Raw genomic sequence first — 24046 nt, 5'->3', positions numbered from 1 at the left:
GGCCGCCGTCTGACACCCGCATCGCCCCAGCCAGCGTCGCACCGAAGGATCGGACACCCCCCATGAGCAACCGCAACACCCAGGAGAACAAGCAGGCCGCCCGCGAGCGGATCCGCGCCCAGCGCGAGAAGGAGAAGAAGAAGGAGCGGCTGCGCCGCCAACTCATCGTGGCGGTCTCGGCCGTCGGCGTCCTTGCGGTCGCCGGCGGCATCGGCTTCGCCGTGATGAAGGCGAACCAGCCGACCGGCTGGGAGGCCGCCAAGGAGGCCAAGTTGGTCACCCCGGCGCACACCCAGGGCGACAAGGGCACCGAGATCCTGATCGGCGACAAGAACGCCAAGCAGACGCTGGAGGTGTTCGAGGACGTCCGCTGCCCGGCGTGCGCGGCCTTCGAGCAGAGCACCGGCGAGGAGTTGCTCAAGGACCTCCACGACGGCCGCTTCAAGGTCCGCTACACGATGTACTCGTTCATCGACGACATGCAGGGCGGCGAGGGCTCCAAGAACGCGCTGAGCGCGCTGGGCGCGGCGCTGAACGTCAGCCCGGAGGCGTTCTTGAGGTACAAGTCGGCGCTGTACTCCACCAAGTACCACCCCGACGAGCGCGAGGACCTCTACGCCAAGGACTCCGAGCTGCTCAAAGTGGCCGGCGACGTACCGGAGTTGAAGGGCAACAAGGCGTTCGAGAAGCAGGTCGAGGACGGCACCTACGACCGCTGGGCGATGGAGATGACCGCGCTGTTCGGGCGCAAGGGCGTACGCGGCACCCCCACCTTCATGCACGGCGACAAGAAGCTGACGATGGCGGAGATCCCGCAGCAGAAGATGACGCAGGAGCAGTACAACCAGCTCGCGCGGGCCAACTTCCGCAAGATGATCGACGCGGAGTTCGGCCCGGCGAAGGGCGGCGCCGCGGGCAAGGGCCAGGACGCCGGCAAGGACGGCGGCGGCCAGGGCATCGCCAAGGGCGAGAAGGACCCGACCGGCGGCAACTGACCGCGGCGGCAGGCCGATCGGGGCCCCTCGCGCCTAGATGACCTGGCGGCAGGGCCGGCGTTCCGGGCATACCGGAAGCCGGCCGCCCGGGGCCCGGCCGTCGTTCAGCCCCGCTCGGGCAGGTCGGCCAGGAACCCCAGCGCGACCTTCCAGGCGCTCTCCGCCGCCTCCTCGTCGTAGTCCGGCAGTTCGGGGTCGGTGAAGAGGTGGCCGGCGCCGGCGTAGCGGAACACCTCGACGTCGGCACCGGCCCGGCGCATCCGCAGGTACCAGGCGTTGAGCCAGTCGTGCGGCTCGTACGGGTCGGGGTCGGCGACGTGCAGCTGCACCGGCAGTTCGTCGGCGGCGGCGCCGTCGGCGATGTCGGAGGTGCCGTGCAGCAGGAGCAGCCCGCGGGCCTTCTCGTCGCCGAGGGCGAGGTTCTGCGCGACCGCGCCGCCGAAGGAGAACCCGGCGTAGACCAGCCCGCGGTCGGAGTACGGGGCGACGGCCGCGACGGCGCGCCGGAGCAGCTCCTCCTTGCCGAACTCGTCCTTGATCACGATGCCGTCGGCGACCGAGTCGGCGGTCCGCCCGCCGAACAGGTCCGGGACGATCACCTCATGGCCCGCGGCCCGCAACCGGTCCGCGCCGGCGTGCACCGCGGGGCGCAGCCCGCACACCGAATGAAACAGCACGATGGTGGAGGAACCGCTGGTCGCGGGCTCGACGGAGGCGGGCACAGACATCACTTCCCTGGGGTTGGATCGCTCTCCCCCCATCGTGCCAGCTACCGTCGTCGGGTCCGGCAGGAGCACACCGCACCGAGGAGGAGACCGTGTCCCTGGAGGCCGTGCTGCGCCCGATCACCGTCGTCGGCGGCTCGCTCGTGGTCGCGCTCGTCGTGGTCCGGCTGATCGACCGGACCCTGCTGCGGATCGACACCCGGCACCCGGAGACCCCGCTGTGGGGACTGCTGCGTCGCTGCCGGATACCGCTCCGACTGATGCTCGCCGCCGCCCTGTTGCTCGGCTCCTTCGGCCAGACCGGGATCCCGGTCGTGGTGCACCACGCGGTGGGCATCGGCCAGGCCCTGACGCTGGTGCTGATAGCGGCCACCGCCTGGCTGCTGGTGCGGGCCGCGGCGGCCATCGTGGAGTCGTCGTACGCCCGCTACGCGGCGGGTGCCCGGGACGCGGCACGGGTGCGGCGGGTGCGGACCCAGGTGACGCTGATCCAGCGGGTGGTCACCGCGGTGGTGATCGTCGTCGCGGCGGCCTCCATGCTGCTGACGTTCCCGCAGATGCGGGCGGTGGGCACGTCCATGCTGGCCTCGGCCGGCCTGCTGGGCATCGTCGCCGGTATCGCCGCCCAGTCCACCCTGGGCAACCTCTTCGCCGGGCTGCAGATCGCGTTCGGCGACATGGTGCGCATCGGGGACACCGTGGTCGTGGACGGCCAGTGGGGCACGGTCGAGGAGATCACCCTGACGTTCCTGAGCGTGCGGACCTGGGACGAGCGGCGGATCACCATGCCGGTGTCGTACTTCACCAGCAAGCCGTTTGAGAACTGGTCGCGCGGCGGCGCGCAGATGACCGGCGCGGTCTTCTTCCACCTCGACCACTCCGCCCCGGTGGAGAAGATGCGGCAGCGTCTGCACGAGCTGCTCCAGGAGTGCCCGGAGTGGGACGGCCGGTCCTGGAGCCTGGTGGTCACCGACACCACCCCGTCCACCATCGTGGTGCGCGCCCTGGTCACCGCCCGGGACGCGGACGCCGTGTGGACGGTGCGCTGCCAGATCCGCGAGCGGATGATCGAGTGGCTGCGGACCGAGCACGCCTACGCGCTGCCGCGGATCGCCACCGCGCCCGCGCCGTCCGCCGAGGAGAACCGGCGCGCGATGCCGCCCGGTCCGGCGGCCGGCCCGGACGGCGCCGGGGCCCACTGACCGGCCGCCCGTCCGGTGCACCACCCCGCCGCGCCTACGGGGTCGCCCGCAGGCTCCGCACGTCCAGGTGGCGCAGCACCCGGTCGACGATCTCCGGGTCGGTGCCCGGCTCGCTGCGGGCCGCCAGCACCTCGTGCCGGGCGGCCGAGAGCATCTCGTTCTGGATCCGCTGGACCTTCTTCAGCCGGGAGATGCGCTTCTCGAACAGCTCCCGCCGCTCCTCGTCGACGATGTCCGGCGCGATCCGGGCCCCGATGTCGTAGGCCCGGCGGGCCAGTTGGTCGGCGACCTCGTCGGAGACCTCCTCGACCTCCAGGATCTCCTTCAGCCGGTGCTTGGACGCCTTGATGACCCGCAGCGCCAGCTCCCGCTCCAGCTCGTCCGCGGCGTCGGTGTCGGCCCGCACTCGCAGCTTGCGCACCAGCCAGGGCAGCGTCAGCCCCTGGATGATCAGCGTGGACAGGACCACCGCGAAGGCGATGAACAGGATCTCGTCGCGGGCCGGGAAGGGCCCGCCGTCGATCCCGTAGGGGATGGCCAGGGCCAGCGCCACCGAAGCCACCCCGCGCATCCCGGACCACCACATGATGACCGTCTCGCGCCAGCTCATCGGGATGTCCTCGTCGTAGTCCCGGCGCTTGTGCATCCGCTTGGCGAGCCAGGCGGCGGGCAGCAGCCACACCAGCCGCACCGCGACGACCACCCCGACCACCGCGGCGCCGGCGCCCAGCAGCGAGCCCCAACGGCCGGCGGCGGCACCGAGGATGTTGTGCAGCTCCAGGCCGATCAGCCCGAACGCGACGCCGGTGACGAGGGTGTCGACCACCTCCCAGAAGGTGTAGCCGGCCAGCCGGCCCAGCACGTCGTCCGCGTCGACCGCGTACTCGGCCAGGAACAGCGCGCAGGTCAGCACCGCGAGCACGCCCGACCCCTTGAACTCCTCGGCCAGGACGTACGCCACGAACGGCACCAGCAGCGTCAGCCCGATCTGCAGCGTCGGGTCGCCGAGCCGCCCCATCAGCTGGTTCGTGACCCAGCCGAGCACCAGGCCGACCGCTATGGCGACGACGGCGGAGAGCACCAGCGAGCCCACCGCGCCGGGCACCGAGAAGCTCCCGCTGATCACCGCGGCCAGTGCGACGTGGTACAGCACGATCGCGGTGACGTCGTTGAACAGCCCCTCGCCCTCCAGGATGGAGACCATGCGGCGGGGCAGTCCGAGCTTGCCGGCCACCGCGGTGGCGGCGACCGGGTCCGGCGGGGCGACCAGCGCGCCCAGCACCACCGCGGCGGCCACCGGCATCCCCGGCACCACCGCCTGGGCGACCGCCGCGACCGCCGCCGTGGTGGCGAACACCAGCAGCACGGCGAGCAGGAAGATCGGCCGCAGGTTGGCGGTGAACTGCCGCCAGGAGGTGCGCTGGACGGCCGCGTAGAGCAGCGGCGGCAGCACGATCGGCAGGATGTACTCGGGCGGCACCTCGACGTTGGGCACGAACGGCAGCAGCGCCAGCACCGCGCCGGCGAGCGTCATCAGCACCGGCGAGGGCAGACCCAGCCGGTCGCCGACCGGAACCATCACCACCGCTCCGAACAGCAGGACGAACAGCAGGGCCAACTGATCCACGGTGGCTACGCTCCGGGGCGGTCGATTTCGATCACATTCCGCCCCAAGCCTGCCATGAAGTGATCAGATGCCCGCTTTTGCCGGCCGAGATGTCCGGAGTTACCCCGACTCGGGCGCGGTACCGACGTCAGTAGCTCTCTTCCCGGACGGTGTCCAGCGCACGCTGGAGGTCCGCCGGGTACGCGCTCTCGAACTCGACCCAGCGCCCGTCCGAGGGGTGCTCGAAGCCCAGCCGCACCGCGTGCAGCCACTGCCGGGCCACGCCCAGCCGCTTGGCGAGGGTGGGGTCCGCGCCGTAGGTCATGTCGCCCACGCAGGGGTGCCGGTGCGCGGACATGTGCACCCGGATCTGGTGCGTCCGGCCGGTCTCCAGCTTGATGTCCAGCAGGCTGGCCGCCCGGAACGCCTCGATCAGGTCGTAGTGGGTGACCGAGGGCTTGCCGTCGGCGATGACCGCCCACTTGTAGTCGTGGTGGGGGTGCCGCCCGATGGGGGCGTCGATGGTGCCGCTCATCGGGTCCGGGTGGCCCTGCACCAGCGCGTGGTAGCGCTTGTCCGGCACCCGCTCCTTGAACTGCCGCTTCAGCGAGGTGTACGCGCGCTCCGACTTGGCGACCACCATCAGCCCGGAGGTCCCGACGTCGAGGCGGTGCACGATGCCCTGCCGCTCGGCCGCCCCCGAAGTGGAGATCCGGTAGCCGGCCGCGGCCAGACCGCCGATGACGGTGGTGCCGCTCCAGCCGGGGCTGGGGTGCGCGGCGACCCCCACCGGCTTGACGATCACCACGATGTCGTCGTCGTCGTGCACGATCTCCATGCCCTCGACGGGCTCGGCCACGATCTCGACCGGCGCGGCGGCGGCCGGCATCTCGACCTCCAGCCAGGCGCCCCCGCGCACCCGCTCGGACTTCATCACCTCGGCGCCGTCGACCCGGACCTTGCCGGCCGACGCGAGCTCGGCCGCCTTCGTCCGGGAGAAGCCGAACATGCGGGCCAGCGCGGCGTCCACGCGCTCGCCCTCCAGGCCGTCCGGTACGGGCAGGGTGCGGATCTCGGGGAAGCTGCTCACCCCACGAGTATGGCAGTCCCGCGGTACTGCCCTGCCCGGCGAGGTCTCCGGGGCCGGGACACCGGCGCGGAAGCGGGCTGTGCAGCCGGGCGCGGAGTCAGTCCTTGTGGACCGTCCCGTCGGGGTCCAGGCCCCGGAAGGACAGCAGCACGATCAGCACGCCGCCGCAGACGATCGCGGAGTCGGCGAGGTTGAAGACCGCGAAGTGCGCGGGGGCGATGAAGTCCACCACCGCACCCCGGAAGACGCCCGGCGAGCGGAAGACCCGGTCGGTGAGGTTGCCGAACGCACCGCCCAGCAGCAGTCCCAGCGCGATCGCCCAGGGAAGGCTGTAGAGCTTGCGGGCGATCCGGGCGATCACCACGATCACCACCGCGGCGATCACCGTCAGCAGGACCGTCAGCGCCTCGCCGAAGCCGAAGGCCGCCCCGCGGTTGCGGATCACGCTGAACTGCAGCAGCGTCCCGATGACCTCGACCGGCGCGTGGTGCTCCAGCTTGGCGACCACCGCGAGCTTGCTGCCCAGGTCGAGCAGGTAGACGATCGCGGCCACCAGCAGCAGCGCGGCGATCCGCCGCTTGCCCCGCCCGGTGGGCCGCTCGCCCTCCGCCGGCCGTCCCCCTTCGGATCCCGTCGTGGGATCCGCCCCGGAACCCGGCTCGGATTCCGGCGTACCGGTGATGCGTTCCGCCTCTGCCACGTGTGCGTCCCTCAGCCCGTCGAGTCCTTCACCAGGCCCAGCCCGGCTGCCCACGAGAGTACGGCACACGCCTGCGCCGGCGGGCCGGACAGGTGCCGGCCCGCTACGCGCCACGGGCGCACACCGATCAGCGCCTTTCCTGCTTCTGCTTGCACTCCACGCAGAGCGTCGCGCGCGGGAACGCCTGCATCCGCGCCTTGCCGATCGGCTGCCCGCAGTTCTCGCACAGGCCGTACGTGCCGGCGTCCAGCCGGCCGAGCGCCCGCTCGGTCTGGTGCAGCATCTCGCGGGCGTTGGAGGCCAGCGCCAGCTCGTGCTCGCGGGTGATGTTCTTGGTGCCGGTGTCGGCCTCGTCGTCGCCCGCGCCGTCACCCGAGTCCCGCATCAGCCCGGCGATCGCGTCCTCCGCGGCGACGATCTCGGCCCGCAGCCGGCCCACCTCTTCCATCAGGGCGGACCGTGCCTCGGCCACCTCCGCCGGCGTCCAGGGATCCTCGCCGGGCCGCACCGCGAGTTCACCGGGTGTCGCGGCCGCACGGGCCGGGGGCACCGCGGAGTCCGCGCCGTGCGCGACCGACGCGTCCTGCGCCGTCTTCTTCGCCACCACCGTGTTGGCTCCCGTCTTCTCCGCCGCCGGCGCCTGCCCGGTCGCCCTCGCGGCCGCCACCTTCTTGGCGGTCGCCTTCTTCGCCGTGGTCTTCTTCGCCGTGGTCTTCTTGGCCGCCGCCTTCTTCGCCGCGGTCTTCTTGACGGCGGTCTTCTTGGCTGCGGTCTTGGCGGGCGCCGCCTTCTTGGCCGGTGCCTTCTTCACGGCCGCCTTCTCCGGGGCGGCCTTCTCGTGCTGCTCCGGCGCCGCCGGGTCCCCGATCGCCTCCTGGCGGACGGACCGCTGCACGACGCCCTCGTCAGCAGGCCCGCCGGACGTCGTGATCTTCTCCGCGGCGGTCTTTTTCGCCACCATGGCCGCGATCCCTTCACATATGTGATCTAGTTCGCGAATCGTGACGGGAACGATAAATCGCCTCACGGCACGCGGCAACGAGACGCACCGCCCGACCACCCCCGCCGCCGGGCCCGTACGTCCGGTCTGCCTCGGTTGTGCCCCGCTCCCCGCGCCGTAATCCGCCCGGAACGACCCGGTCCGGAGATGCTCGCCATTCGGGTCACCCGCCGGGCGGCGGCCCCCGCCCGGTCCCCCTCCCGGGGGTCGGCGGCCGGGAAATCCGGTCGGCCGCCCTCGGCGCGGCCCCGTACACTGTGGGGGCACCCCCTGCTCTGGGGGCACCTCCCGGCCGACGGCCGGGGGAGAAGCCGAGAGCTCGGGGCGCAGCGAAAGGCGTCGATGGGACGAGTAGCGTCATACGCAGCCTGCAGCGACCCGGGGACGGTGCGAGCCCGGGGGCGTGCATGACGTGAAGATCAGCCCGGAGCCGCCGGAAGAAAGCTCTGGACAGTGGGCAGGACCCACGGGCCGCCAGGGCGACTAGAACCGGCAGCGCGACCCCAATGAGGGGGCGGTGCGGCGCGCACCGCCAAGGAGGGTGGTACCGCGGGAGCACGTGCTCTCGTCCCTCCGGTCGGAGAACGCACCCAGGTGTCCGCCGGAGGAACCGATGAGTCCCACACCCCAGTACCGCCAGGTACCAGCCCAGGTAGACCTGCCCGCCCTGGAACACGCGGTGCTCGACTTCTGGCAGGAGCGGAAGGTCTTCGCCCGCACCCTGCAGCAGTCCGAGGGCCGCCCCGAGTGGGTCTTCTACGAGGGCCCCCCGACGGCCAACGGCATGCCCGGCGCGCACCACATCGAGGCCCGGGTCTTCAAGGACGTCTTCCCCCGGTTCCGCACGATGCAGGGCTACCACGTCGACCGCAAGGCCGGCTGGGACTGCCACGGCCTCCCGGTCGAGCTGGCCGTGGAGAAGGAGCTGGGCTTCAGCGGCAAGAAGGACATCGAGGCGTACGGCATCGCCGAGTTCAACGCCAAGTGCCGCGAGTCGGTGACCCGGCACACCGACGCCTTCGCCGAGCTCACGACCCGCATGGGCTACTGGACCGACCTGGACGACCCGTACCGCACGATGGACCCCGACTACATCGAGTCGGTGTGGTGGTCGCTGAAGGAGATCTTCACCAAGGGCCTGCTGGTCCAGGACCACCGCGTCGCCCCCTGGTGCCCGCGCTGCGGCACCGGCCTGTCGGACCACGAGCTCGCGCAGGGCTACGAGACGGTCGTGGACCCCTCGGTCTTCGTCCGCCTCCCGCTGACCTCCGGCCCGCTGGCCGGCCGCGCCGCCCTGCTGATCTGGACGACCACCCCCTGGACCCTGGTCTCCAACACCGCGGTCGCCGCCCACCCCGACGTCACCTACGTCGTCGCCACCGACGGCACCGAGCAGCTGGTCGTCGCCGAGCCGCTGCTGGAGAAGGCGCTGGGCGAGGGCTGGACGGCCACCGGCGAGTCCTTCACCGGCCGCGAGATGGAGCGCTGGTCCTACGAGCGCCCCTTCCGGCTGCTCGACCTCGACGGCGCCAACTTCGTCGTCAACGCCGAGTACGTCACCACCGACGACGGCACCGGCCTCGTCCACCAGGCCCCCGCCTTCGGCGAGGACGACCTGCGGACCTGCCGAGCGTACGGCCTCCCGGTGGTCAACCCGGTCCGCCCGGACGGCACCTTCGAGGAGCAGCTGCCGCTCGTCGGCGGCCAGTTCTTCAAGAAGGCCGACGAGGCGCTGGTCGCCGACCTGGACGCACGCGGCCTGCTCTTCCGCCACGTCGCGTACGAGCACAGCTACCCGCACTGCTGGCGCTGCCACACCGCGCTGCTCTACTACGCCCAGCCGTCCTGGTACATCCGCACCACCGCGGTCAAGGACGCCCTGCTGCGGGAGAACGAGAACACCAACTGGTTCCCGGACTCGGTCAAGCACGGCCGGTTCGGCGACTGGCTGAACAACAACATCGACTGGGCGCTGTCCCGCAACCGCTACTGGGGCACCCCGCTGCCCATCTGGCGCTGCGAGGAGGGCCACCTCACCTGCGTCGGCTCGCTCACCGAGCTGTCCGAGCTGACCGGCGCCGACCAGTCCGGCCTGGACCCGCACCGCCCGTTCATCGACGCGATCACCTTCGGCTGCACCCACGAGGGCTGCACGCTGACCGCGGTCCGCGTCCCGGAGGTCATCGACGCCTGGTACGACTCCGGCTCGATGCCGTTCGCGCAGTGGGGCTACCCGTACCGCAACAAGGAGCTCTTCGAGAAGCGGTACCCGGCGCAGTTCATCTCCGAGGCCATCGACCAGACCCGCGGCTGGTTCTACACGCTGATGGCCGTCGGCACGCTCGTCTTCGACAAGTCGTCCTACGAGAACGTGGTCTGCCTGGGCCACATCCTCGCCGAGGACGGCCGGAAGATGTCCAAGCACCTGGGCAACATCCTCCAGCCGATCCCGCTCATGGACCAGCACGGCGCCGACGCGGTCCGCTGGTTCATGGCGGCCGGCGGCTCCCCGTGGTCGGCCCGCCGGGTCGGTCACAACACCATCCAGGAAGTCGTCCGCAAGACCCTGCTGACGTACTGGAACACCGTCGCCTTCCAGGCGCTCTACGCCCGCACCTCCAACTGGGCGCCGTCCGCGGCCGATCCGGCCCCGGCCGACCGCCCGCTGCTGGACCGCTGGCTGCTCGGCGAGTTGCACACCCTCGTCGACGAGGTGACCGGTGCGCTGGAGAGCTACGACACCCAGCGCGCCGGCAAGCTGCTGTCCGCGTTCGTCGACGACCTCTCCAACTGGTACGTCCGCCGCTCGCGCCGCCGCTTCTGGCAGGGTGACGCCGCCGCGCTGCGCACCCTCCACGACGTCATCGAGACGGTCACCCGGCTGATGGCCCCGCTCGTCCCGTTCATCACCGAGCGGGTCTGGCAGGACCTGGTCGTCCCGGTCACCCCGGACGCCCCGGATTCGGTCCACCTCGCCACCTGGCCGGTGGCCGACCGCGCGCTGATCGACCCGGCGCTCTCCGCGCAGATGCAACTGGTGCGCCGGCTGGTCGAGCTGGGCCGCGCCACCCGCGCCGAGTCCGGGGTGAAGACCCGCCAGCCGCTGTCCCGCGCGCTGGTCGGCGCGCACGGCTTCGCGGACCTCTCCGAGGACCTGCGCGCCCAGATCGCCGAGGAGCTCAACGTCAGCTCGCTGGCCTCGCTCGCTGATTCCTCCGCTGGTGCAGCGGGTGGCGGCTCCCTGGTCGACACCACCGCCAAGGCCAACTTCCGGGCCCTGGGCAAGCGGTTCGGCAAGGGCGTCCAGGCGGTGGCCAAGGCCGTCGCCGCCGCGGACGCCGCCGCTCTCTCGCTCGCGCTGCGCGAGGGCACGGCGAGCGTCGAGGTGGACGGCGAGACCGTCGGCCTGAGCCCCGAAGAGGTCATCATCACCGAAACCCCGCGCGAGGGCTGGTCGGTGGCCTCGGACGCGGGCGCGACGGTCGCCCTCGACCTGGAGATCACCCCGGAGCTGCGCCGCGCCGGCCTGGCCCGCGACGCGATCCGGCTGATCCAGGAGGCCCGCAAGAACAGCGGCCTGGACGTCGCCGACCGGATCGCGCTGCGCTGGGCCGCCGCCGACGACGAGCTGCGGACGGCGCTGACCGACCACGCCGCGCTGATCGCCGACGAGGTGCTGGCCAGCGACTTCGCCGCCGGTGAACCGGACGGTTCCTACGGCCCGGCCTTCACGGACGAGGCACTGTCCCTGACCTTCCACCTCCGCAAGGCATAACGGAGCACGGAAGCACGACGGAGCACGACCAGGCCCCGGCGCACTCCGCGCCGGGGCCTGCGCTCTTGTCCGCCCCCCGCGTACCACCACCGCGCCCCTCACAGGGAACGACGGGACGGGGGACGCGACGACAGACGGGGTCAAAGCGGTACGAACAGGGCCGGGCCCCGAGGGAGTTCCCTCGGGGCCCGGCCCTGATTGCCGACTCTGCGCGCCGTACCGGCGTCAGCCGTCCGTCAGTTGTCGTCCTCGTCGATGAGGAAGCCGCGCATCGGCGACGGCGTCTGCTGCATCGGCGACGGACCCTGCGGCCGCACCGGCGCCATCGGCTGGGTCATCGCCGGCGACATCTGCTGCTGACCGCCGTAGGACGGACCACCGCTGGACGGGCTGCTCATGGAGTGGTTGCCGCCCATGGACGGGCCGCCACCCATGGTGTGGTTGCCGCCCATGGTGCCCGCACCGGCCGACGCCATCGACGGCGACGGCGGCAGCGAGGGGGCGGACGGGGTCCGCGGCGGGGCCAGCGACTCGTCGGACTGGTTCTCCAGCTGACGCAGCTGGCTCTCCAGGTACGACTTCAGACGCGTGCGGTACTCGCGCTCGAAGCCGCGCAGGTCCTCGACCTTGCGCTCCAGCGTCGCGCGGGCCGACTCCAGCGAGCCCATCGCCACGCGGTGCTTCTCCTGCGCGTCCCGCTCCAGCGCGTCGGCCTTGGCGCGGGCGTCCCGCTCCAGGCCCTCGGCACGGCTGCGCGCCTCGCCGACGATCTTGTTGGCCTCGGAACGGGCCTCCGCGATCGCCTGGTCCGCGGTCTGCTGTGCCAGCGACAGCACGCGCGCCGCACTGTCACCGCCGGGGCCGCCCTGCTGCGGCGGAGCCTGCTGCGGCAGTTGCTGCGCGGGGCCGCCGAGCGGACCGCCCAAGGGACCGCCCTGGCCCATCGGGCCGCCCTGGCCCATGGGACCGGGACCGTGCGGACCCTGCGGACCGTGGCCACTGGGACCGGGGGGCAGCTGCGGTGCACCACCGGGCAGTTGGGGCGGGCCACCCATCCCCTGCTGCTGCGGCGGAACCGGCTGCGGACCGGATATGGCGGCGGGCACCGGGGCCCCCGGCCGCTGCGGCTGGTCCTGCTGCTGGTCGGGACCCTTGCGCAGCCCCTGCTGCTGGTTCTGCGCGGCGGCCCGAGTGGCGGCGGCCAGCTTGGCGCGCAGGTCCTCGTTCTCCCGCAGCAGGCGGGTCAGTTCGGCCTCGACCTCGTCGAGGAAGGCATCGACCTCGTCCTCGTCATAGCCTTCTCGGAGGCGGACGGTCGTGAACTGCTTGTTCCGCACGTCCTCGGGGGTCAACGGCATCTCTACTTCACCTCAACGTAGTCGTCGGCAATCGGCAAGACCGTATCGTTCACACCAACAACACCGACCTCACGACGGTGATCAGGATGTAGACGATGATCATCAATACGAAGAAGGACAGGTCGAGCGCCACGCCCCCGAGACGCAGCGGCGGGATGACCCGCCGCAGAAGCTTGAGTGGCGGATCGGTGACAGTGTAGGTGGCCTCAAGAATCACCACCATTGCCTTGCCGGGTTGCCATGAGCGGGCGAACTGGAAGACATAGTCCATCACCAGGCGGAAGATCAGCAGGATGAGGAAGCAGTACAGCGCGATGTAGATCACTTGACCAGCGACACTCATCTCGCGCTTCCCTCTCCCCTTGTTCCTGTGCAGACCTTACGGCCCTGGTGTGCCCGGTGTTGCGTCTCAGCTCTGGTTGAAGAACCCGCCCTCTGCGATACGGGCCTTGTCCTCCGCCGTGACATCGACGTTAGCAGGCGACAACAGGAACACCTTCTGCGTCACCCGCTCAATGCTCCCGTGCAGTCCGAAGACCAGACCGGCCGCAAAGTCGACAAGTCGCTTCGCGTCCGTGTCGTCCATCTCCGTGAGATTCATGATCACCGGAGTGCCCTCACGGAAGTGTTCCCCGATGGTACGGGCTTCGTTGTAGGTCCGGGGGTGCAGTGTGGTGATGCGGTAAGGCTCCCGCTCGGACACAACTTTGGGCATGATCACCGGTGCGTTCTTCTCTAGGTTGGGACGTTCGGGTGTGATGGATGCCACGGGGGCGATACGCGCGGGTCGTCCGCTTTCCGCGGCGAGCGGGGCGGGTTCACGCGGCGCGGGAGGCGTCACGGCTCGGACCGGTTCTTCCCGTTCCGGGCGTGTTTCGGCCGGCACTTGGTGCTGCTGTCGCCGCCCTCGATCCGGCTCCGGGTCAAGCTCGGGCTCGAACTCGTCGTCGGGGTCGAACCCCCGGCCGTCGTACCCATCGTCCTCCACGAGGCCGAGGTAGACCGCCATCTTGCGCATCGCGCCGGCCATTCTCTGCGTCCTCCGCTCTGTGGTGGATCGGCTCCGTCACCGGGGGCCCTGGATCCACTCGGCCTGCCCGCTTCCTGCGGGAATGACCATATTTTGTGCTGTGGTCCGACTTGCTTGGCGACGTTACCCGAGCCGTGGTCGGACTCCGAGTACCGCGGTGCCGATGCGCACATGTGTCGCCCCGGCCGCCACCGCGTCCTCGAGGTCCGCACTCATACCTGCCGACACCATGGTGGCAGCAGGATGGGTCGCGCGCAGGTCGGATGAGATTTCCACGAGCCGCTCGAAAGCGGCGCGTTGACGTCCGGCATACGGCCCGGCCAGCGGCGCGACCGTCATCACGCCGTCCAGACGCAGCCCTTGAGAACCGGCGATCACCTCGGCGAGTTCCGCGACGCCCTCCGGCGCCACCCCGCCACGATCTCCTACCATCCGCCCGTTTTGCCCTGACTCGACGTCAAACGCCACCTGGATCAGGCAGCCCAGCTCCCGCCCGACACGGACCGCCTCCTTGGAGAGCGCGGTGACGAGCCGGGGCCGGTCGACGGACTGGACGACCCCGGCGTAACCGGCCACCGACCGCACCTTGTTGGTCTGCAATTGACCGACGAAGTGCCAAGTCAGCGGCAAATCGGCACATTCGGCCGCTTTGGGGGCCGCTTCCTGATCGCGGTTCTCCGCGACCTGGCGCACCCCCAACTCCGCGAGCAGTCGGACGTCGCTCGCGGGGTAGGTCTTGGTGACGACGATCAGCGTGACCTCGTCGCGTGACCGGCCGGCCTTGGCACAGGCGGTGGAGATACGATCCTCCACCCGCGCCATGTTGTCGGCCAGCTGCGTTCTGCGGTCCTCGGTCACGGCGCAGCCTCTCCGGGGGCGTCCCCGAGCCATACGTAACTCGCGAGCCGCCCGGTCGTGCGGTCGCGTCGGTACGAGTAGTGGTCCGCCGATTCGAGGGTGCAGATGTGGGATTCCCCACGCAACTGCACGCCGGCCGCGGCGAGTTGGGCTCGCACCCCCGCGGCCACGTCCACCGACGGGGTGCCCCAGGAGGTGGTCGCCCACGCCTGCGGCACCGCCGCGGCCACCTCGGCGCGCATCGCCTCGGGCACCTCGTAGCAGCGCCCGCAGACCGCGGGCCCGGTGTACCCGACGATCCGGGACGGCTCGGCGCCCCGCTCGACCATGGCCGCGACGACCGCCGGCACGACCCCGGCGACCAGGCCCGGCCGGCCGGCGTGCGCGGCGCCCGCGATCCCGGCGGCCGGGTCGGCGAGCAGGACCGGGGTGCAGTCGGCGGTCAGCACGGCCAGCGCCAGACCCCGGCGGGTCGTCACCACCGCGTCCACGCACGGGGGCTCGCCCTCCCCCCAGGGTCCGTCGACCACGGCGACATCCCGGCCGTGGACCTGGTTCATCCAGACCACCGCGGCCGGGTCCAGGCCCAGTTCCCGGGCCACCAGGTCGCGGTTGGCGCGGACGGCCGCGGGGTCGTCGCCCACCGCGCCGCCCAGGTTGAGCTGCTCATACGGAGCGGCGCTCACCCCGCCCCACCTGTCGGTGAAGGCGAAGTGCGCGCCGCTCACGTGGTGCTGTTGCCCTATCACGTCGGTGCTTTACGTCACTTCAGGAAGTCGGGGACGTCCAGCTCCTCGGCCGCGGAGTCCGAGTACGGACGGGCCGGGGGAACCGAGGGGCCGCCGGTCGGCGAGGTGGACACCTCGCCCAGCGACGGGGAGTCGGACGACGCCGGGGCCTCGTCCCGGATCTGCGGGACCGCGCCGAGACCGCCGAACGACGGTGCGGTGCGCGGCGGCTCGACCGGGGGCACGGTCGGACGGGCCGGCGCCGGGGCGGGCTCCTCGCGCTTCGGGGACGGCATCCCGGCCTGCTGGGAGTCGCGGCGGGCCGGCGGCTGACCGCCGTCGAAGCCCGCGGCGATGACGGTCACCCGGACCTCGTCGCCCAGCGCGTCGTCGATGACCGCACCGAAGATGATGTTGGCCTCGGGGTGCGCGGCCTCGCTGACCAGCTGCGCGGCCTCGTTGATCTCGAAGAGACCGAGGTCGGAGCCGCCGGAGATGGAGAGCAGCACACCGCGGGCGCCGTCGATCGACGCCTCCAGCAGCGGCGAGGAGATCGCCATCTCGGCCGCGGCCACCGCACGGTCGTCGCCGCGCGCCGAGCCGATGCCCATCAGCGCCGAGCCGGCCTCCGACATCACGGACTTGACGTCGGCGAAGTCGAGGTTGATCAGACCCGGGGTGGTGATCAGGTCGGTGATGCCCTGGACACCCGACAGCAGCACCTGGTCCGCGGACTTGAACGCGTCGAGCACGCTCACCTGGCGGTCCGAGATGGACAGCAGACGGTCGTTGGGGATCACGATGAGGGTGTCGACCTCTTCGCGAAGGCTCGCGATGCCGTCCTCGGCCTGGTTGGCGCGGCGGCGGCCCTCGAAGGTGAACGGCCGGGTGACCACACCGATCGTCAGGGCGCCCAGCGAGCGGGCGATGTTGGCGACGACCGGGGCACCGCCGGTGCCGGTGCCGCCGCCCTCGCCCGCGGTCACGAAGACCATGTCGGCCCCCTTGAGGACCTCCTCGATCTCCTCGCGGTGGTCCTCGGCCGCCTTGCGGCCCACGTCCGGGTTGGCGCCGGCGCCGAGTCCGCGCGTCATCTCGCGGCCGACGTCGAGCTTGACGTCGGCGTCGCTCATCAGCAACGCCTGCGCATCGGTGTTGATCGCGATGAACTCGACGCCCTTGAGCCCGACCTCGATCATCCGGTTGATGGCGTTCACGCCACCGCCGCCGATGCCGACGACCTTGATGACTGCGAGGTAGTTCTGCGGTGCTGCCACGTCGAAGGCCTCTCGCCTCGATTTACGTGTCGTCGCCGCACATTGCGTGTGGACGCCGACTGATGCCGAAGGGATGGTCCGCTCTGCCGACCCGAACCCTAACCCTGAAGTTTAGGGTTACTGTGCCTGTGTTCCTGGTTCCACGGTCCCTTTGGAACGAGACACTAAGTCGACAAGGCGCGCGCGTTCAACGAACACGCCGAACCTCCCGTTTTTCTTTTCACCCTATGTGATCACCCATAGTCGTAGCCATCCAGGGTGCTGGCCTGCGTCGCGGTACGTCAACTCCCGGACACCGCGGGGGCGCTGGGGACCGAGATGTCGAAGTGGCGCGCGTCACGCGCGGCCTTCATCAGGCCGGCCAGCACCTTCGCCTTTTCGGTGCCCTGCTCGCGGCTGCCCCACATCACCGTGCGGTCACCTGCGAGTTCGAGGGTGATGGAGTCGTAGGAACGCATCCGGACGGTGCGCACATCCTTGCGGACGGCGGCCGGGAGGTCCCGGGCGACGGTGACCGCGGCGCGCAGCAAACGGCCGGTTCCGAAGCGGTGCAGACTCGGGGAATCGGAAACGGTCATTTCCAGAAGCGGGACGCCCTTGGGGGCGCGACTCACCGTGGCGAATCGGACGCCCTCGCCGTCCACTTCCACAAACTTTCCGTTCGTTTTCAGCAGCAGTTCCGGCGTCCTTTCGGTCACTTCCAGACCGAGGGTGTGCGGCCAGGACCGGGTGACGTCAACGCTCTTGAGGCGCGGGAGCCGGGCGAGCAGCCGGCGCCGCACCGCTTCGGTGTCCACGGAGGCGAGCGGTGCGTTCATGGGGGCGGACGCGGCGGCGACCACCTCCTCCGGCGTGAGCACATCGGTGCCCGTGGCGTGCACCCCCTCCAGCCGGAGCCAGTCCGAGCCGTAGAGCACCCACGCGCCGAACCCGCCCAGCAGCACTGCCGCAACCGCGATGATGATCACACTGCGTCGGCGCGGACGGCGCACCCGCAGGCGCGGCAGCCGGAAGCGCCGGCCGCCGGACGGCGGCGAAGGGCGCGGGCCGGACGGCGACTTCTTCGCTCCGCGCCTGGCGGTGGTCGGTCCGGCCACGCTCTCCGCCTTCTCTCGTCCGCTACTTGCGGTGCTGCTCGATCGCCTCGTAGACCATGCCGACCAGCAACTCGTCGGCGTCCCGGCGGCCGAACTCGGAGGCCGAGCGGGACATCTCGTACAACCGGTGCGGATCGCCCAGCACCGGGAGCACGTTGTTCTGCACCCAGTCCGGGGTCAGCTGGGCGTCGTCGACCAGCAGGCCGCCGCCGGCGTTGACCAACGGCTGGGCGTTGAGCCGCTGCTCGCCGTTGCCGATGGGCAGCGGGACGAAGGCGGCCGGGAGCCCGACGGCGGACAACTCGGCGACGGTCATCGCGCCCGCGCGGCAGAGCATCATGTCGGCCGCGGCGTACGCGAGATCCATCCGGTCCAGGTACGGTACCGGGACGTAGGGGGGCATTCCCGGCATGTTGTCGACGTGCGGCAGTTCGTTCTTGGGCCCGACCGCGTGCAGCACCTGGATGCCGGAGCGCTGGAGCGCCGGCACGGCTGCCTGGACGACCTCGTTCAGCCGGCGGGCGCCCTGGGAACCGCCGGACACCAGCAGGGTCGGCAGGTTGGGGTCGAGTCCGAACGCGGCGCGCGCCTCGGGGCGGACCGCGGCACGGTCCAGGGTGGCGATGGACCGGCGCAGCGGAATGCCGACATAGCGGGCGCCACGCAGCTTGCTGTCCGGGGTGCTGACGGCGACGTACGTGGCGTACCGCGAGCCGATCTTGTTGGCCAGGCCGGGCCGGGCGTTGGCCTCGTGGACGACGATCGGCACCCCGAGCCGCTTGGCGGCCAGGTAGCCGGGCAGTGCCACATAGCCACCAAAGCCGACGACGCAGTCCGCCTTGGTGCGCTCCAGGATCTGCTCGGCGGCCTTGATCGTGCCGCGCAGCCGCCCGGGGACGGTGATCAGTTCGGGGGTGGGCTTACGGGGCAGCGGTACCGCCGGGATCAGGCCGAGCTCGTAACCGCGCTCGGGGACCAGGCGGGTCTCCAGCCCCTTCTCCGTGCCGAGTGCCGTGATCCCCACGGTCGGGTCCTGCCTCCGCAGGGCGTCCGCGAGGGCGAGCGCGGGCTCGATGTGGCCGGCGGTCCCCCCACCGGCGAGTACGACATGCACCGAAATTCACCGCTCTCCGGACGGACGCCTCTTAACGCGCCGTCTCATCGTCTTCCATCTCACCCCAGCCGGCTTCCTGCCGGAAACCGGCTTCCGCGCCAACCGAGCCGTCAACGCCGCCCGTGCGGCGGGCTCGTCACGCGCGAAGGCGATCAGCAGCCCGACGGCGAACATCGTCGGCAGCAGCGCGGAGCCCCCGTAGGAGAACAGCGGGAGCGGGACACCGGCGATCGGCAGGAGACCGAGCACCGCACCGATGTTGATCACGGCCTGGGCCATGATCCAGGTGGTCACACCGCCCGCTGCGTACCGTACGAAGGGGTCCTCCGTGCGTCCGGCCACGCGGATACCCGCATAGCCTAGAGCCGCGAAGAGGGCGAGCACCGACAGCGTCCCCGCCAGTCCCAGTTCCTCCCCGGTGATGGCGAAGATGAAGTCGGTGTGCGGTTCGGGGAGTTCTCCCCATTTTTCCATACTCGCCCCGAGGCCGGAACCGAAGAGTCCGCCGGAGGCCAGCGCATAGATGCCGTGCACGGCCTGCCAGCACTGGTCGCCGGGGCCCGGATCGGTCGCCCCGATGCAGGCGAGGCGGGACATCCGGTGGGCGCTGGTCTTGATCAGCAGCGCGCTGAGCACGGTCGCGGCGCCCAGTACCCCGGCGAACAGCCGGGTCGGGGCGCCGGCCAGCCACAGCAGGCCGAAGAGGATCGCGGTGAGGATGATCGTGGTGCCCATGTCGCCGCCGAGCATGATCAGCCCGAGCAGGAGAAATGTCACCGGCGTCAGCGGAACCAGCAGATGCTTCCACTGCGTCAGTAGCTTCTTGTCCTCTTTGCGGGCGAGCAGGTCGGCGGCCCACAGGACGAGCGCGAGCTTGCCGAACTCGCTCGGTTGCACCTGGAAGGGGCCGCCGAGGCTGATCCAGTTCTGGTTGCCGTTGACCGAGACCCCGATGCCCGGGATCTGCACCAGGCCGAGCAGGAACACCGAGCCGGCGAGCAGCGGGTAGGCCAGCGCCCGGTGCCGCCGCACCGGCATACGGGACGCGAGCAGCAGCAGCCCGCCGCCGATGGCGGCCGCCAGCAGTTGTTTGCGGAAGAAGTACGACGGCGCCAGGCCGGACTGCAGGGCCTTGATCTGGGAGGCCGAGTAGACCATCACCAGGCCGAGGACGGTGATCAGCAGCGGGGCGCCGAGGATGAGGTAGTAGGCCGTCAACGGGCGGTCCCAGGCCCGCTTGGCCCGGGTGAGGAACCCTTGCGGGCCGGCCGGACGCCGGCCCGCCCGCGGCGGGCGCACCTTCGCGGGGGTCCGGCGCGCCGGGCGCGGTGACGCCGGCTTCGCCGATCGGGCGGTCATCCTCGTCCCTCCACAGGTGCGCTCGCCGCCGGCGACGACGGCAGCGGGGAGAACCGGGCTAGTGACCCGCGGCGGCCAGTTCGCCCACCGCGTCGGCGAACGCCTCGCCCCGCTTGTTGTAATTGACGAACATGTCCATCGAGGCACAGGCCGGGGCCAGCAGCACGGTGTCGCCGGGCTCGGCCAGGCGGGCCGCCTCCCTGACCGCCTCGGACATCGCCCCAGTGTCGGTCCGGTCGAGGTCGACAACCGGGACATCGGGGGCGTGTCGCGTCAGCGCTTCGCGGATCAGCGCCCGGTCGGCGCCGATCAGGACCACCCCGCGCAGCCGCCCGGCGGCCGTGCGCACCAACTCATCGAAGGTGGCGCCCTTCGCCAGGCCGCCGGCGATCCACACGATGTGCTCGTACGCCGCCAACGACGCCTCGGCGGCGTGGGTGTTGGTGGCCTTGGAGTCGTCGATGTAGGAGACCCCGGCGACGTCCGCGATGTGCTGGATGCGGTGCGCGTCCGGGTGGAAGGACCGCAGTCCCTCGCGCACCGCGGCGGCCGGGACGCCGAAGGCGCGGGCCAGCGCCGCGGCGGCCAGCGCGTTGGCGATGTTGTGCGGAGCCGGCTTCCCGGAGGCGGGGGCGATGTCCGCGACCTCGGCGAGCTCCTGGGCCTGCCGCTGCCGGTTCTCCACGAAGGCGCGGTCGACGAGGATGTCGTCGACGATGCCCAGTTGGGACGGGCCGGGGGTGCCGAGAGTGAAGCCGATGGCCCGGCAGCCCTCCTCGACGTCGGCCTCGCGGACCAGGTCCTCGGTGGCGGGGTCGGCGACGTTGTAGACGCAGGCGACGGTGTTGCCCTCGTAGATCCGGCCCTTGTCGGCGGCGTACGCGGCCATGGAGCCGTGCCAGTCCAGGTGGTCCGGGGCGAGGTTGAGGACGGCCGCGGAGTGCGCCCGCACCGACGGGGCCCAGTGCAGCTGGTAGCTGGAGAGCTCGACGGCGAGGACGTCGTAGGACGTGCCCTCCGTCCGGCCCTCGCCCAGCACGACGTCCACCAGCGGGACGCCGATGTTGCCGACCGCGGCGGTGCGCAGACCGGCCGCGCCCAGGATCGAGGCCAGCATCCGCACGGTGGTGGTCTTGCCGTTGGTGCCGGTGACCGCCAGCCAGGGCGCGGCGTCCGAGCCGCGCAGCCGCCAGGCCAGCTCGACGTCGCCCCAGACCGGGACGCCGGCCTGCTCGGCGGCCAGGAAGAGCGGGCTGGAGGGCTTCCACCCGGGGGAGGTCACGACCACCTCGGTGCCCTCGGGGAGGGTCTCCCCGTCACCGAGCCGGACGGTGACGCCCGCCCGTCGCCCACCACCACCCTCCCTGGAGGCGCTTCGCGCCGCTGCCCATTGCTCCAGTTCGGCCGCCTGGGCCCGTTCGCGGGCGCCGTCGGTGCCGTTGACGACGGTGACGCGGGCGCCGAGGCCGGCCAGGGCGCGGGCGGCGGGGACGCCGCTCACGCCGAGGCCGGCCACGGTGATGTGCCGACCGGCGAAGTCGTGGAGGTCCTGCGGGTCGTACCCGGTCACTTCGCCGCCTGCCAGCCGCCGTAGAAGATGCCCAGACCGACGATCACGCACATGCCCTGGATGATCCAGAAGCGGACCACCACAAGGACTTCGGACCACCCCTTGAGTTCGAAGTGGTGTTGGAGTGGCGCCATCCGGAAGACCCGCTTGCCGGTCATCCGGAACGAGCCGACCTGGATGACCACGGACATGGTGATCAGGACGAACAGGCCGCCGAGGACGGCCAGCAGCATCTCCGTGCGGGAGCAGATCGCGAGGCCGGCGAGCGCGCCGCCCAGCGCCAGCGAGCCGGTGTCGCCCATGAAGATCTTGGCGGGCGAGGTGTTCCACCACAGGAAGCCGAAGCAGGCGCCCATCAGGGCGGAGGCGACCACCGCGAGATCGAGTGGATCGCGGACCTCGTAGCAGCCGGGTCCGGCGGTGATCTGGTTGGCGCAGGACTCCTGGTACTGCCAGATGCCGATGAAGGTGTAGGCGCCGAAGACCATCACCGAGGCACCGGTGGCCAGGCCGTCGAGGCCGTCGGTGAGGTTCACGCCGTTGGACATCGCCAGGATCATGAACAGCGCCCAGAGCACGAAGAGCACCGGGCCGATCTGCCAGCCGAAGTCCTGGGTGAAGGAGAGCCGGTCGGAGGCCGGGGTCGCGCCCCGCAGGTCGGCGAACTGGAGCGAGAGCACCGCGAAGGCGATGCCGACGATCAGCTGGCCGGCCATCTTCGCCTTGGCCCGCAGGCCCAGCGACCGCTGCTTGACGATCTTGATGTAGTCGTCGAGGAAGCCGACCAGGCCCATGCCCGCGAAGAGGAAGAGCACCAGGACACCCGAGAAGGTCGGGTGGCTGGAGGTGATCACCTTCGTCAGGGCGTAGGCGATGATCGTGGCCAGGATGAAGGAGATGCCGCCCATGGTGGGCGTGCCCTTCTTGCTGCCGTGGGTGCGGGGGCCGTCATCGCGGATGAACTGCCCGTAGCCCTTCTTGGCCAGGAGTTTGATCAGCAGCGGGGTACCGATCAGGGTCAGGAAGAGCCCGATCATCCCGGAGAAGAGGATCTGCTTCATGGAGTTCATCGGGACGCGGCTCCGCCCGTCGCAGCGGAACCGTCCTCGCCGTCCAGCAATGCCGCGGCCACCCGCTCCAGGCCCACCGACCTGGACGCCTTCACCAGCACGACGTCTCCCGGTCGCAGCTCCCTGCGCAACAGGTCGATCGCCGCCCGCGCGTCGGACACGTGCACCGACTCCTCACCCCACGAACCCTCGTTCTTGGCGCCCATGTCGAGCCAGGCCGCTTCCCTGCCGCCGACCGCCACGAGCTTGCTGACGTTGAGCCGGACGACCAGCCGCCCGACCGCGTCGTGTTCGGCGAGTGACTCCTCGCCCAGCTCGGCCATCTCACCGAGCACCGCCCACGTCCGGCCCCCCCGCGCCCTGCCGGCGGCGCCCATGGCGACCAGCGCACGCAGCGCCGCTCGCATGGACTCGGGGTTCGCGTTGTAGGCGTCGTTGACGACCGTCACGCCGTCCGCGCGCTCGGTGACCTCCATCCGCCAGCGGGAGAGCGTGCCGGCTTCGGAGAGCGCGGCGGCGATCTCGTCCACGGGCATGCCCAACTCATGGGCGACGGCGGCCGCGGCGAGCGCGTTCGACACGTGGTGCTCACCGTACAGCCGCATGGTCACATCGCTGCACCCGGAGGGTGTGTGAAGCGTGAAGGAGGGCTGTCCGAGGCCGTTGAGCCGGACATTCTCGGCACGGATCGCGGCGTCCGCGGACTCGCCGAAGAAGACCGTACGGGCCTTCGTGCGGGACGCCATGGCCCGGACGTACGGATCATCCGCGTTGAGCACCGCCACGCCGCCCGCCCGTCGCCCGCCACCGCCCTCCGCCGGAAGCCCTTCGGGCCCTTCCTCGTCGGCCACGGGCAGCGACTCGACCAGCTCGCCCTTGGCCTGGGCGATCTGCTCGCGCCCGCCGAACTCGCCGAGGTGCGCGGTGCCGACGTTGAGGACCACCCCGATCCGGGGCGGGGTCAGCCCGGCGAGGTAGCGGATGTGGCCGATGCCGCGGGCGCCCATCTCCAGTACGAGGTGCCGGGTGGTGTCCTCGGCGCGCAGCGCGGTGAGCGGCAGCCCGATCTCGTTGTTGAGGTTGCCTTCCGGCCACACCGTCGGACCGTGCCGCTGGAGGAGCTGGGCGATCAGGTCCTTGGTGCTGGTCTTGCCGGCCGAGCCGGTCAGACCGATGACGGTGGCGCCCGACTTGTTCACGACGGCCCGGGCGAGTGCGCCGAGAGCTGCGACGACGTCGTCGACGACGATCGCCGGGACACCGACCGGGCGGGCCGCGAGGACGGCCACCGCACCGGCTTCCACGGCGCCGACGGCGAAGTCGTGGCCGTCGACGCGCTCACCGGCGAACGCGACGAACAGGCCACCCGGGCGGACCGCCCGGGAGTCCGAGACGACCGGCCCGGTGACCTCGCGGTCCGGGTCCGGTATGTCGTGCTGCTGCCCGCCGACGATGCTCGCGATCTCGGCGAGGGACAGGGAGATCACAGGTC

Annotated in this window: 20 protein-coding genes; 3 read left to right on the top strand and 17 right to left on the bottom strand. The window is 71.2% G+C overall.

Going from position 1 to position 24046, the window contains the following annotated elements; all coding sequences use genetic code 11:
* Nucleotides 1–62 precede the first annotated feature (62 nt).
* The gene (locus MOV08_RS30005; protein ID WP_275309565.1) at nt 63–995 is read left to right on the top strand and encodes a thioredoxin domain-containing protein; all 933 of its coding nucleotides are present in this window, start codon (nt 63–65) and stop codon (nt 993–995) included.
* A 104-nt stretch (nt 996–1099) separates the two neighbouring features.
* Here the strand turns inward: MOV08_RS30005 and MOV08_RS30000 are convergent, their stop codons facing one another.
* Nucleotides 1100–1723, bottom strand: a complete 624-nt coding sequence (locus tag MOV08_RS30000) for a dienelactone hydrolase family protein (RefSeq protein ID WP_203232595.1) — start codon at nt 1721–1723, stop codon at nt 1100–1102.
* A 95-nt stretch (nt 1724–1818) separates the two neighbouring features.
* Here MOV08_RS30000 and MOV08_RS29995 point away from each other — a divergent pair, with 95 nt between their 5' ends.
* Entirely contained in the window at nt 1819–2922 is a 1104-nt protein-coding gene (locus tag MOV08_RS29995; protein WP_078876276.1) for a mechanosensitive ion channel family protein, read from the top strand.
* A gap of 34 nt (nt 2923–2956) precedes the next feature.
* On the opposite strand, the gene MOV08_RS29990 is transcribed toward MOV08_RS29995, so the two are convergent.
* From MOV08_RS29990 to MOV08_RS29975, 4 genes are all read right to left on the bottom strand, one after another.
* Nucleotides 2957–4549: a Na+/H+ antiporter gene (locus MOV08_RS29990; protein WP_039637393.1), complete on the bottom strand. Its 1593-nt coding sequence runs from the start codon at nt 4547–4549 to the stop codon at nt 2957–2959.
* A gap of 127 nt (nt 4550–4676) precedes the next feature.
* Nucleotides 4677–5618: an RluA family pseudouridine synthase gene (locus MOV08_RS29985; RefSeq protein WP_039637391.1), complete on the bottom strand. Its 942-nt coding sequence runs from the start codon at nt 5616–5618 to the stop codon at nt 4677–4679.
* Nucleotides 5619–5715: 97 nt separating this feature from the next.
* Nucleotides 5716–6318: a signal peptidase II gene (lspA, locus tag MOV08_RS29980; protein ID WP_039637389.1), complete on the bottom strand. Its 603-nt coding sequence runs from the start codon at nt 6316–6318 to the stop codon at nt 5716–5718.
* A gap of 127 nt (nt 6319–6445) precedes the next feature.
* Nucleotides 6446–7279: a TraR/DksA family transcriptional regulator gene (locus MOV08_RS29975; RefSeq protein ID WP_078875936.1), complete on the bottom strand. Its 834-nt coding sequence runs from the start codon at nt 7277–7279 to the stop codon at nt 6446–6448.
* 652 nt (nt 7280–7931) lie between these two features.
* On the opposite strand from MOV08_RS29975, the gene ileS reads away from it, so the two are divergent.
* A complete protein-coding gene (ileS, locus tag MOV08_RS29970; RefSeq protein WP_275309564.1) occupies nt 7932–11093 on the top strand; it encodes an isoleucine--tRNA ligase in 3162 nt (1053 codons plus the stop codon).
* Between the two features lie 236 nt (nt 11094–11329).
* Here the strand turns inward: ileS and MOV08_RS29965 are convergent, their stop codons facing one another.
* The 12 genes from MOV08_RS29965 to MOV08_RS29910 all read right to left on the bottom strand — a co-directional run bounded on the left by MOV08_RS29965 (nt 11330) and on the right by MOV08_RS29910 (nt 24041).
* Nucleotides 11330–12451 (bottom strand): DivIVA domain-containing protein, encoded by a 1122-nt coding sequence (locus MOV08_RS29965; RefSeq protein ID WP_039637385.1) that lies wholly within the window; start codon nt 12449–12451, stop codon nt 11330–11332.
* 49 nt (nt 12452–12500) lie between these two features.
* Complete coding sequence (locus tag MOV08_RS29960) at nt 12501–12794, bottom strand: YggT family protein (RefSeq protein ID WP_039637383.1); 294 nt, start codon at nt 12792–12794, stop codon at nt 12501–12503.
* A 66-nt stretch (nt 12795–12860) separates the two neighbouring features.
* Entirely contained in the window at nt 12861–13481 is a 621-nt protein-coding gene (locus tag MOV08_RS29955) for a cell division protein SepF (protein ID WP_018536706.1), read from the bottom strand.
* Nucleotides 13482–13604: 123 nt separating this feature from the next.
* Nucleotides 13605–14372, bottom strand: coding sequence for a YggS family pyridoxal phosphate-dependent enzyme (locus MOV08_RS29950; protein ID WP_275309563.1), 768 nt, complete (start codon nt 14370–14372; stop codon nt 13605–13607).
* The gene (gene pgeF / locus MOV08_RS29945) at nt 14336–15088 is read right to left on the bottom strand and encodes a peptidoglycan editing factor PgeF (protein WP_275309562.1); all 753 of its coding nucleotides are present in this window, start codon (nt 15086–15088) and stop codon (nt 14336–14338) included. The genes MOV08_RS29950 and pgeF overlap by 37 nt, the downstream gene beginning before the upstream one ends.
* A gap of 14 nt (nt 15089–15102) precedes the next feature.
* Entirely contained in the window at nt 15103–16344 is a 1242-nt protein-coding gene (gene ftsZ, locus MOV08_RS29940; RefSeq protein ID WP_039637378.1) for a cell division protein FtsZ, read from the bottom strand.
* Nucleotides 16345–16625: 281 nt separating this feature from the next.
* Nucleotides 16626–17441, bottom strand: a complete 816-nt coding sequence (locus tag MOV08_RS29935) for a cell division protein FtsQ/DivIB (protein WP_275309561.1) — start codon at nt 17439–17441, stop codon at nt 16626–16628.
* Between the two features lie 22 nt (nt 17442–17463).
* Nucleotides 17464–18555 (bottom strand): undecaprenyldiphospho-muramoylpentapeptide beta-N-acetylglucosaminyltransferase, encoded by a 1092-nt coding sequence (gene murG / locus MOV08_RS29930; RefSeq protein WP_235093086.1) that lies wholly within the window; start codon nt 18553–18555, stop codon nt 17464–17466.
* Nucleotides 18556–18561: 6 nt separating this feature from the next.
* Complete coding sequence (ftsW, locus tag MOV08_RS29925; RefSeq protein WP_039637372.1) at nt 18562–19914, bottom strand: putative lipid II flippase FtsW; 1353 nt, start codon at nt 19912–19914, stop codon at nt 18562–18564.
* Nucleotides 19915–19972: 58 nt separating this feature from the next.
* The gene (gene murD, locus MOV08_RS29920) at nt 19973–21484 is read right to left on the bottom strand and encodes a UDP-N-acetylmuramoyl-L-alanine--D-glutamate ligase (protein ID WP_275309560.1); all 1512 of its coding nucleotides are present in this window, start codon (nt 21482–21484) and stop codon (nt 19973–19975) included.
* A complete protein-coding gene (gene mraY, locus MOV08_RS29915) occupies nt 21481–22545 on the bottom strand; it encodes a phospho-N-acetylmuramoyl-pentapeptide-transferase (protein ID WP_039641846.1) in 1065 nt (354 codons plus the stop codon). The genes murD and mraY overlap by 4 nt, the downstream gene beginning before the upstream one ends.
* A gap of 5 nt (nt 22546–22550) precedes the next feature.
* The gene (locus MOV08_RS29910; protein WP_275309559.1) at nt 22551–24041 is read right to left on the bottom strand and encodes a UDP-N-acetylmuramoyl-tripeptide--D-alanyl-D-alanine ligase; all 1491 of its coding nucleotides are present in this window, start codon (nt 24039–24041) and stop codon (nt 22551–22553) included.
* Nucleotides 24042–24046 lie beyond the last annotated feature (5 nt).

The sequence above is a fragment of the Streptomyces yunnanensis genome (assembly GCF_029011865.1).
In the GTDB taxonomy this organism is placed as follows: Bacteria; Actinomycetota; Actinomycetes; order Streptomycetales; family Streptomycetaceae; genus Streptomyces; species Streptomyces yunnanensis.
This window is presented reverse-complemented; position numbering and strand designations above follow the sequence as displayed.